Origin of the sequence: Pseudomonas sp. 13B_2.1_Bac1 (assembly GCF_025466155.1) — a bacterium.
GTDB lineage: Bacteria > Pseudomonadota > Gammaproteobacteria > Pseudomonadales > Pseudomonadaceae > Aquipseudomonas > Aquipseudomonas aylmerensis.
Map to the genome: position 1 here is coordinate 1 of NZ_JANLOH010000027.1, position 10,289 is coordinate 10,289.

Annotated in this window: 11 protein-coding genes; 9 read left to right on the forward strand and 2 right to left on the reverse strand. The window is 60.8% G+C overall.

Going from position 1 to position 10,289, the window contains the following annotated elements; all coding sequences use genetic code 11:
* The first annotated feature begins 38 nt into the window (after positions 1 to 38).
* The 5 genes from NTD80_RS06275 (at position 39) to NTD80_RS06295 (ending at position 4,643) form a co-directional block, all read left to right on the forward strand.
* On the forward strand, positions 39 to 542 hold the full coding sequence (locus NTD80_RS06275) for an ureidoglycolate lyase (RefSeq protein WP_262132707.1): 504 nt from the start codon (positions 39 to 41) through the stop codon (positions 540 to 542).
* A gap of 51 nt (positions 543 to 593) precedes the next feature.
* Positions 594 to 1,901 carry a urate hydroxylase PuuD gene (locus tag NTD80_RS06280; protein ID WP_065903429.1) on the forward strand — a complete coding sequence of 436 codons (1,308 nt, stop codon included), beginning with the start codon at positions 594 to 596 and terminating at the stop codon, positions 1,899 to 1,901.
* Positions 1,902 to 2,078: 177 nt separating this feature from the next.
* Positions 2,079 to 3,422, forward strand: coding sequence for a nucleobase:cation symporter-2 family protein (locus NTD80_RS06285; protein ID WP_065903433.1), 1,344 nt, complete (start codon positions 2,079 to 2,081; stop codon positions 3,420 to 3,422).
* A 43-nt stretch (positions 3,423 to 3,465) separates the two neighbouring features.
* A complete protein-coding gene (locus NTD80_RS06290) occupies positions 3,466 to 3,834 on the forward strand; it encodes a hypothetical protein (protein ID WP_262132699.1) in 369 nt (122 codons plus the stop codon).
* Positions 3,835 to 3,857: 23 nt separating this feature from the next.
* Positions 3,858 to 4,643: an outer membrane protein OmpK gene (locus tag NTD80_RS06295; protein ID WP_065903436.1), complete on the forward strand. Its 786-nt coding sequence runs from the start codon at positions 3,858 to 3,860 to the stop codon at positions 4,641 to 4,643.
* 111 nt (positions 4,644 to 4,754) lie between these two features.
* Here NTD80_RS06295 and NTD80_RS06300 read toward each other — a convergent pair whose 3' ends face one another.
* Positions 4,755 to 5,903: a patatin-like phospholipase family protein gene (locus NTD80_RS06300; RefSeq protein ID WP_120449305.1), complete on the reverse strand. Its 1,149-nt coding sequence runs from the start codon at positions 5,901 to 5,903 to the stop codon at positions 4,755 to 4,757.
* An 84-nt stretch (positions 5,904 to 5,987) separates the two neighbouring features.
* On the reverse strand, positions 5,988 to 6,920 hold the full coding sequence (locus NTD80_RS06305) for a lipid A biosynthesis lauroyl acyltransferase (protein WP_262132700.1): 933 nt from the start codon (positions 6,918 to 6,920) through the stop codon (positions 5,988 to 5,990).
* A 118-nt stretch (positions 6,921 to 7,038) separates the two neighbouring features.
* Between NTD80_RS06305 and minC the strand changes: the two genes are divergently transcribed.
* The 4 genes from minC (at position 7,039) to NTD80_RS06325 (ending at position 9,779) form a co-directional block, all read left to right on the forward strand.
* Complete coding sequence (gene minC, locus NTD80_RS06310) at positions 7,039 to 7,776, forward strand: septum site-determining protein MinC (RefSeq protein WP_065903444.1); 738 nt, start codon at positions 7,039 to 7,041, stop codon at positions 7,774 to 7,776.
* 201 nt (positions 7,777 to 7,977) lie between these two features.
* A complete protein-coding gene (gene minD, locus NTD80_RS06315) occupies positions 7,978 to 8,790 on the forward strand; it encodes a septum site-determining protein MinD (RefSeq protein ID WP_003175251.1) in 813 nt (270 codons plus the stop codon).
* A 3-nt stretch (positions 8,791 to 8,793) separates the two neighbouring features.
* On the forward strand, positions 8,794 to 9,048 hold the full coding sequence (gene minE, locus NTD80_RS06320; RefSeq protein ID WP_003175252.1) for a cell division topological specificity factor MinE: 255 nt from the start codon (positions 8,794 to 8,796) through the stop codon (positions 9,046 to 9,048).
* 95 nt (positions 9,049 to 9,143) lie between these two features.
* Complete coding sequence (locus tag NTD80_RS06325; RefSeq protein ID WP_262132704.1) at positions 9,144 to 9,779, forward strand: RluA family pseudouridine synthase; 636 nt, start codon at positions 9,144 to 9,146, stop codon at positions 9,777 to 9,779.
* The last annotated feature ends 510 nt before the right edge of the window (positions 9,780 to 10,289 follow it).

The window sequence follows — 10,289 nt, forward strand, 5'->3', positions numbered from 1 at the left end:
CCAGACAACATCAAATTCGAAAACTTAAGAAGACAGCCATGCGCACACTGATGATCGAACCCCTGACCAAAGAAGCCTTCGCCCCTTTCGGAGACGTTATCGAAACCGATGGCAGCGATCACTTCATGATCAACAACGGGTCGACCATGCGCTTTCACAAGCTGGCAACGGTAGAAACCGCGCAGCCTGAAGACAACGCGATCATCAGCATCTTCCGCGCCGACGCGCTGAATATGCCGCTGACCGTGTGCATGCTGGAGAGACACCCGCTGGGCAGCCAGGCTTTCATCCCGCTGCTCGGCAACCCCTTTCTGATCGTGGTCGCGCCACTTGGCGATGCACCTGTATCAGGCTTGGTCCGCGCCTTCGTCACCAACGGCAGGCAGGGCATCAATTACCATCGCGGCGTCTGGCACCACCCGGTGCTGACGATCGAAAAGCGGGATGACTTCCTGGTGGTTGATCGCAGTGGCACAGGCAATAACTGCGATGAGCATTTCTTCAAAGAGGATGAGCGATTGATCCTCGCCCCCCACCAATAAGAGAAGGCCGGATCACCCGACAACAAGGGTGACAGGCGAGAGGTAAAGACTGTGGAAGCACATCTGTTGGAATGGCTGAACCTTAGCGTGCGCTGGGTTCACATGATCACCGGCGTCGCCTGGATCGGCGCTTCGTTCTACTTCGTCTGGCTGGAAAACAACCTCAACCGCGTCAACCCCAAGGACGGCCTGGCCGGTGACTTGTGGGCGATCCACGGTGGCGGTATCTACCACCTGGAAAAATACAAACTGGCCCCGCCGACCATGCCGGACAACCTGCACTGGTTCAAATGGGAAGCCTATTTCACCTGGATGTCAGGCATCGCGCTGCTGTGCGTGGTGTTCTACTCCAACCCGACCTTGTACCTGCTGGCCCCGGGCAGCAGCCTCAGTGGTCCGGAAGGCGTGCTGCTGGGCATCGGCTCACTGTTCGTCGGCTGGTTCATCTACTCCTTCCTCTGCGACTCGGCCCTGGGCAAGCGCCCTGCCCTGCTCGGCTTCATTCTGTTCGTGCTGTTGATTGCCGCCGCGTACGGCTTCAGCAAAGTGTTCAGTGGCCGTGGCGCGTACCTGCACGTGGGCGCCGTGATCGGCACCATCATGGTCGGTAACGTGTTCCGCATCATCATGCCGGCGCAACGCGCGCTGGTGGCGGCAATCGCCGAGAACCGCACGCCGGATCCGGCCCTGCCGGCCAAGGGCTTGCTGCGTTCGCGCCACAACAACTACTTCACCCTGCCCGTGCTGTTCATCATGATCAGCAACCACTTCCCGAGCACCTACGGCAGCCAGTACAACTGGCTGATCCTGGCCGGGATCGCGGTGGCGGCAGTGCTGGTGCGGCATTACTTCAACACCCGCCACAACAGCCAGAAGTACGCGTGGACCTTGCCGGTGGGCGCCTTGGCGATGATTTGCCTGGCGTATGTGACCGGGCCCAAGCCCGTTGCGACCGCTCCGGACGTGGCCAAGGCTCCGGCGGCGATCGAGTACCAGCCGCTGCCGGAAACCGCCTTGGGCGGTGGCTTGAAGCCCGCTGCCCCTGCTGCTCCAGCCGCCCCAGCCGCAGAACCTGCACCTGCGCCAGCCCAGGCGACGATTGATTTCGACAAGGTGCACGGGGTGATCCAGGAACGCTGCGCCGTGTGCCATTCGGCCAAGCCCACCAGCCCACTGTTCAGCACCGCGCCGGCCGGGGTGATGTTCGATACCCCGGCGCAGATCCAGCAGCAGGCGGCGCGCATTCAAGCGCAGGCCGTGGCGAGCCAGATCATGCCGCTGGGCAACATCACCCAGATGACCCAGCAGGAGCGTGACTTGATTGGCACGTGGATCAATCAGGGGGCGCGTACCAACTGACAGCCTGACGCAGGTCCAAATGTGGGAGCGGGCTTGCTCGCGAATGCGGTGTGTCATCCAACACATCAGTGGCTGAACCACCGCATTCGCGAGCAAGCCCGCTCCCACAGGGGATTTGCTGAGTTTCGAAGATTGCGTTCCAAACAACACAAAAATAAAAAAGATCCGAGGTGTTGCATGTCCCAGTTAGAACCGCAGATCCCTGCCGCGCCCGCGATGGAGCGGCTGCCCCTCTTGCAACTGATTCTGGTAGGCCTGCAACACGTCTTGCTGATGTACGGTGGTGCCGTCGCCGTCCCCCTGATCATTGGCCAGGCCGCCGGCCTGAGCCGTGAAGAAATCGCCTTTCTGATCAACGCCGACCTGCTGGTGGCCGGAATCGCCACCCTCGTGCAGTCATTCGGCATCGGCCCGGTGGGCATTCGCATGCCGGTGATGATGGGCGCCAGTTTTGCCGCCGTGGGCAGCATGGTCGCGATGGCCGGCATGCCCGGCATCGGTCTGCAGGGAATCTTCGGCGCGACCATCGCCGCCGGTTTCTTCGGCCTGTTGATCGCGCCGTTCATGTCCAAGGTCGTGCGTTTCTTCCCGCCGCTGGTGACCGGCACAGTGATCACCGCGATCGGCCTGTCGCTGTTTCCGGTGGCCGTGAACTGGGCCGGTGGCGGCAGTGCAGCGGCCACCTTTGGCTCGCCGATCTACCTGGCGATTGCCGCCCTGGTGCTGGCCACCATTTTGTTGATCAACCGCTTCATGCGCGGCTTCTGGGTCAATATCTCAGTGCTGATCGGCATGGGCCTGGGGTACGCCTTGTGCGGCGCCATCGGTATGGTCGACCTCGCCGGCCTGGCCCAGGCGCCATGGGTACAGGTGGTGACGCCGCTGCATTTCGGCATGCCCAAGTTCGAGCTGGCGCCGATCCTGTCGATGTGCCTGGTGGTGGTGATCATTTTCGTCGAATCCACCGGGATGTTCCTCGCGCTGGGGAAGATCACCGGCCAGGACGTCACGCCGAAGATGCTGCGCCGCGGCCTGTTGTGTGATGCCGGCGCGTCATTCTTCGCCGGTTTCTTCAATACCTTTACCCACTCCTCGTTCGCGCAGAACATCGGCCTGGTGCAGATGACCGGCGTGCGCTGCCGCTCGGTGACCATGATGGCCGGCGCCTTCCTGATCGTGCTCAGCCTGTTGCCCAAGGCCGCGTTCCTGGTGGCGTCGATTCCACCGGCGGTCCTCGGCGGCGCGGCGATTGCCATGTTCGGCATGGTCGCGGCCACCGGTATCAAGATCCTCCAGGAAGCCGACATTGCCGACCGCCGCAACCAGTTGCTGGTGGCGGTGAGCATCGGCATGGGCCTGATCCCGGTGGTACGTCCGGAGTTCTTCGCGCAACTGCCACTGTGGATGAGCCCGATTACGCACAGCGGGATCGCCATGGCCACCCTCAGCGCGTTGTCGCTGAACATATTGTTCAACATTCTCGGCGGGGCTGAACGCCCTGTCGTCGCCCACACGCATTGATTCCTTCGTTAAAACAACAATAACAACGAACAGGAACAGCCCCATGCACGCCACTCACCCGGGGCCGGCCACCCGCCGTGCCCCATTCCTGCCCCATGCGCTCTGTAACGGCGCACTTGAGCCAAGGCTTTGGAGCCAGTATTCTCCGCGCCCGCTCGAATCGACTCAAAAAAAAACAGCCAATGTAAAAGCTGACTGCAAGGCCAACTTACCCCGGCCCAATGTCTGCTGCCAAAGTGCGCAAAAGTTCTCGATATTCGACTGCATCCGATGCAGCCGACGGGGATTTTTTGGCTTTTTAAACACCTTGGCGCAGCTCTTGCTAAAAGCATTAAAGCTGACCGAACAGACGATTTTTGCAGCGAACCAAAAGGCGCCACACCAGAGCGCCTGCGTAGAAGAAAAACCATAAAACTTTAACTCGGGAGCAACCGAATGAAACCTATGTTCAAAGGCCTGATGCTGGCGGGATCCCTGCTGGCCGGTGGCCAGGCCGTGGCCGGTGATCTGTTGCAGTGGCAGAACAACAGCCTGACTTACTTGTGGGGCAAGAGCTTTACCGTCAACCCGCAGATCCAACAAACGGTGACGTTCGAACATGCCGACGCCTGGAAGTACGGCGACAACTTCTTCTTCCTCGACCGCATCTTTTACAACGGCAAGGAAGACGGCAATGTCGGCCCCAATACTTATTACGGTGAGTTCAGCCCGCGCCTGTCGTTTGGCAAGATTTTCGACAAGGACTTGTCATTCGGCCCGATCAAGGATGTCCTGCTGGCCTTCACTTATGAGTTCGGCGAAGGCGACAACGAGTCGTACTTGCTCGGCCCAGGCTTTGATTTGAACATCCCCGGTTTCGACTACTTCCAGTTGAACTTCTACCAGCGCCAGACCGAAGGCAATCGCCCGGGTGACGGCGTCTGGCAAATCACCCCGGTATGGTCGTACACCGTGCCGGTTGGCAACTCCGACATCCTCATCGACGGCTTCATGGATTGGGTGACGGACAACGACAAGAACGCGCGCGGCACTTACCACGCCAACCTGCACTTCAACCCACAGGTCAAGTATGACCTGGGCAAGGCGCTGCACTGGGGCGACAAACAGTTGTACGTAGGTTTCGAATACGACTACTGGAAGAACAAGTACGGGATCGAGGATTCCGGCGCGTTCAAGACCAACCAGGACACCGCGAGCTTCCTGGTCAAGTATCACTTCTAAATAACACTGCAAAACAAATGTGGGAGCGGGCTTGCTCGCGAAGGCGGTGGATCAGTCAGCAGATTCGGTGGCTGACACACCGCTATCGCAGGCAAGCCAGCGCCCACATTTTTAGACCGGTGACAGGCCTAAGAACCTCGACAGTTCCTCGCGCTTGGCCAACGCATCCTTCCTGCCCAACTCAATCAATTCGCTGCAGTACCCCGCCTCGAACAGCAGGTAGCTCAACACCCCCGCCCCGCTCGTCTTGGTCGCCCCCGGCCCGCGTAGAAACAAGCGCAATGCCGCCGGCAATTCCTGCCGATGACGTGCTGCGATTTCATCGATTGGCTGGCTGGGTGCAATCACCAGCACTTCAACCGGGGCCAGGCCCTGTATCGCCGCATCCGCCGGCAACACGTGGCTGAACTGGTTCAAGCGCTCCAGCAGTTCGATATCACTTTCCAGGCTGTCAATGAACGTGCTGTTGAGCATATGCCCGCCAATCTGCGCCAACGTCGGCTCCTGGCCGGTGTAGGTGCGCTGCGTCGACGGTTCGTTGCCCCGCGGGTTGCCGCTGACGCCGACCACCAGCACTCGGCTCGCGCCCAGGTGCAAGGCCGGGCTGATCGGCGCCGATTGCCGTACGGCGCCGTCACCGAAATACTCCTGGTCGAGTTTCACCGGCGCAAACAACAAGGGGATCGCCGAACTGGCCAGCAGGTGTTCAACCGTCAGTTGCGTCGGCACGCCGATACGCCGATGGCGCAACCACGCGTCGATGGTGCCGCCGCCCTGGTAGAAGGTCACGGCCTGCCCGGATTCGTAGCCGAACGCCGTCACCGCGACCGCATGCAAATGCTGGTGGCGGATGGCTTCGTCGATACCGTCCAGATTCAACCGCTCCTGCAGCAAATCGCGCAGCGGCGCGCTATTGAGCAACGCCACCGGCACCTGGGCGCCGATGCCCAGCAGGCTGTGGATAAAGAACCGGCTCGCCTGGCGAATCACCCCCGGCCAGTCGCTGCGTAACACCCGATGGCTGCGAAAGCCCTGCCAGAACACGGTAAGACGTTGGACTGCGGCGGTGAAGTCCATGGCGCCACTGGCCAGGCTCACCGCATTGATCGCGCCGGCAGAGGTGCCGACGATCACCGGGAAAGGGTTCGGCGCTCCCGGCGGCAACAGCTCGGCAATCGCCGCCAATACCCCCACCTGATACGCCGCTCGCGCCCCGCCGCCGGAAAGAATCAAGCCTGTAACCGGTTCAGCTGGGCGCATCGCATCACTCCGTGTGGGGAAAGCTCGTTCTTTGTGGCGAGGGCGCTTGCTCCCGTAGGACTGCGCAGCCGCCACACGCTCTTATCAACGACATTTTTCGTACAGTTTAGGCTCACCGGGTGGCCGGCTCTTGAAGCGGCGATGGGTCCACAGGTATTGCTCGGGGCATTCTCGTACCGAGGCCTCGACCCACTGATTGATGCGCAGGCAATCGACTTCATCGCTTTCGCCGGGGAAGTCGGTCAACGGCGGGTGGATCACCAGGCGGTAACCGCTGCCGTCCGCCAGGCGCTCCTGGGTGAACGGCACCACCAGCGCCTTGCCCAGGCGGGCAAACTTGCTGGTGGCGGTCACCGTGGCGGCCTGGATGCCGAACAACGGCACGAACACGCTTTGCTTGGCGCCGTAGTCCTGGTCCGGTGCGTACCAGATGGCGCGACCGGCGCGCAGCAGCTTGAGCATGCCGCGCACGTCTTCACGCTCGACCGCCAGCGAATCGAGGTTGTGACGCTCGCGACCACGGCGCTGGATGTAGTCGAACAAGGGGTTGCCGTGCTCGCGGTACATGCCATCAATGGTGTGTTTCTGCCCCAGCAGGGCCGCGCCGATTTCCAGCGTAGTGAAATGCAGGGCCATGAGGATCACGCCCTTGCCATCCAGCTGGGCCTGCTTGAGGTGTTCAAGGCCTTCGACGTGGGCCAGGCGCGCCAGGCGCTGACGCGACCACCACCAGCTCATGGCCATTTCAAAGAAGGCAATGCCGGTGGAAGCGAAGTTTTCCTTGAGCAGGCGCTTACGCTCCTTGGCGGATTTTTCCGGGAAGCACAGTTCCAGGTTTCGCGCGGCGATACGCCGACGTTCACCGGCCACCCGGTACATGCCCGCTCCCAGCAGGCGACCAATGGTCAGCAGCGCGCGGTACGGCAATTGGGTGACCAGCCACAGCAGGCCGAGTCCCAGCCATAACAGCCAAAAACGCGGGTGAAAAAATACAGCTCGAAAACGCGGGCGATCCATTACAGATTCCGGTAAAGACAGGGCCGCGCATTCTACAACGGTTCGACTCGGCTTGCGGCCAGTGAGTGTTCTCGTTATAAGTCTCGACACTTTTCGTGACAAGCCGCTTTTGCCGACCATGAGCCAAACCGAACCGCTAGACCAAGATCCCGTGTTCCAGCTGAAAGGCAGCATGCTCGCCATCACCGTGCTGGAACTCGCCCGCAACGACCTCGACGCCCTGGATCGCCAGCTCGCCGCCAAGGTCGCCCTGGCGCCGAACTTCTTCAACAATGCCCCGCTGGTGCTGGCCCTGGACAAGTTGCCGGCCGGCCAAGGCTCGATTGACCTGCCCGGCCTGATGCGTGTGTGCCGCTCCCATGGCCTGCGTACCCTGGCGATTCGCGCCAGCCGTATCGAAGACATCGCCGCCGCCATCGCCATTGAACTGCCAGTACTGCCGCCATCCGGCGCGCGCGAGCGTCCGCTTGAACCTTTGGTCGGCGAAGTGAAGAAAAAACCGGAAAAACCTCCGGAGCCTACGATCAAGCCTACAAAGATCATCACCTCGCCCGTACGCGGCGGGCAGCAAATTTACGCCCAGGGTGGCGACCTGGTGGTGATCTCCTCGGTCAGCCCGGGGGCGGAACTTCTCGCCGATGGCAATATCCATGTATACGGCCCGATGCGCGGACGTGCCCTCGCCGGCATCAAGGGTGATACCAAAGCGCGTATTTTTTGCCAGCAGTTGACTGCTGAACTAGTGTCCATCGCAGGCCAGTACAAGGTTTCAGAAGATTTGCGCCGTGATCCGCTGTGGGGGGCCGGGGTGCAGGTCAGCCTGTCGGGCGATGTGTTGAACATCATCCGTCTTTAACGGATACTGCCGCATTTTCCAAGCATCTCTAGACTCTGATAGCACAGCGAAACCGGCAAGACTTGCGTAGGAATAATTGAAAGTTGGCGTTTCCCCTACGGAAACCACATCTTTTTCCTACTAGGGCTGCCCGCCTGCAGCGAGTTCCAAGAGATGTTTTTCAGGGACTGAAAAGTCCTTTTTCCTTAGGGGTGAAACACCTTGGCCAAGATTCTCGTGGTTACATCCGGCAAGGGTGGTGTGGGTAAGACCACCACCAGCGCCGCTATCGGTACCGGCCTCGCTCTGCGCGGCCACAAGACAGTCATCGTCGACTTCGACGTCGGTTTGCGTAACCTCGACCTGATCATGGGCTGCGAACGCCGCGTGGTGTACGACTTCGTCAACGTGGTGAACGGCGAAGCCAACCTGCAACAGGCCCTGATCAAGGACAAGCGCCTTGAGAACCTGTACGTGCTGGCCGCCAGCCAGACCCGTGACAAGGATGCACTGACCAAAGAAGGCGTGGGCAAAGTCCTCGCCGAGCTGAAAGAAACCTTCGAATACGTGGTGTGTGATTCGCCGGCGGGTATCGAAACCGGTGCTCACCTGGCGATGTACTTTGCCGATGAAGCCATCGTGGTGACCAACCCGGAAGTGTCCTCGGTACGTGACTCGGACCGCATGCTCGGCCTTCTGGCCAGCAAATCCAAGCGCGCCGAGGAAGGCCAGGACCCGATCAAGGAACACCTGCTGCTGACCCGCTACAACCCTGAGCGCGTCAGCAATGGCGAAATGCTTGGCGTTGAAGACGTCAAGGAAATCCTCGCCGTGACCCTGCTGGGCGTGATCCCGGAATCCCAGGCGGTGCTCAAGGCATCCAACCAGGGCGTGCCGGTGATTCTCGACGACCAGAGCGACGCCGGCCAGGCGTACAGCGATGCCGTTGATCGCTTGCTGGGCAAGACCGTGGAACATCGCTTCCTCGATGTCAAGAAGAAGGGATTCTTCGAGCGTATCTTTGGAGGCAACTAAACAATGAAATTTCTCGACTTCTTTCGCGCCAACAAAAAGCCAAGTACCGCGTCGGTAGCGAAAGAGCGTCTACAGATCATCGTGGCGCACGAACGCGGCCAACGCAGCACTCCGGATTACCTGCCGGCCTTGCAGAAGGAACTGGTCGAGGTGATCCGCAAGTACGTCAATATCGGTAACGATGACGTGCATGTCGCCCTGGAAAATGACGGCAGCTGCTCGATTCTGGAACTCAATATCACCCTGCCTGATCGTTGATCGAACAGGCGGCCGCCACGGCGGCTCGTTCACCCTGACCCGTTTTACGGGCCGGGTGGGCGAGCCGCCGTTGGCGTTTGTTACGAGGCTGTTTAATGCCGCTGTCCACTATTCATATCCTGCACCAGGACGACGCTGTCCTGGTGGTGAACAAGCCGACCCTGCTGCTCTCGGTGCCTGGCCGCGCCGATGACAACAAGGACTGCCTGATCACGCGCCTGCAGGAAAACGGCTACCCCGAAGCCCGCATTGTCCACCGCCTGGACTGGGAAACCTCGGGCATCATCCTGCTCGCCCGGGACGCCGATACGCACCGCGAACTGTCCCGTCAGTTTCACGACCGCGAAACGGAAAAAGCCTACACCGCCCTGGCCTGGGGCCAGCCGGAACTGAACAGCGGCAGCATCGACCTGCCCCTGCGCTACGACCCGCCGACCAAGCCACGCCACGTGGTCGACCACGAATTCGGCAAGCACGCGCTGACCTTCTGGAAGGTGCTGGAGCGCTGCGGCGACTGGTGCCGCGTCGAACTGACGCCGATCACCGGGCGTTCGCATCAGTTGCGCGTGCACATGCTGTCGATCGGGCATCCATTGCTCGGTGATGGGCTCTACGCCCACGAACAAGCCCTGGCCGCCTGGCCACGCCTGTGCCTGCACGCCAGCATGTTGAGCTTCACCCATCCGCAAAGCGGCGAACGCCTACGCTTCGAGTGCCCTGCACCGTTCTAAGCTGCACGCACGCTCAAATGCTGTCGAGCTTTAGCGAGGCTGCGAAGGCGGTCGCACTGACAGTTCTTCTGTGCCTGACACACCGCCTTCGCGGTCTCGCTGGGGCTCGACGGCTCCCACAGGGGGCGGCTGTGTGGCTGGGATTTGAGCAAGAACCGGGTTTCGCTGATTGCAGTTTCTGCAGAGTGTCGCTGGGTGAGCTGGATCCCAGCGACCACTAGGTTTCGCTATGTGGCTGAGATTCCAGCCACCACACCGCCAAACTGTGGGAGATGTCGAGCTTTAGCGAGGCTGCGAAGGCGGCGGCACTGACAGTCCTTCTGTGCCTGACACACCGCCTTCGCGGCCTCGCTGGGGCTCGACGGCTCCCACAGGGGGGCGGCTGTGTGGCTGGGATTGAGCAGGCACCGGGTTTCGCTGATTGCAGTTTCTGCAGAGTGTCACTGGGTGAGCTGGATCCCAGCGACCACCAGGTTTCGCTATGTGGCTGAGATTCCAGCCACCACACCA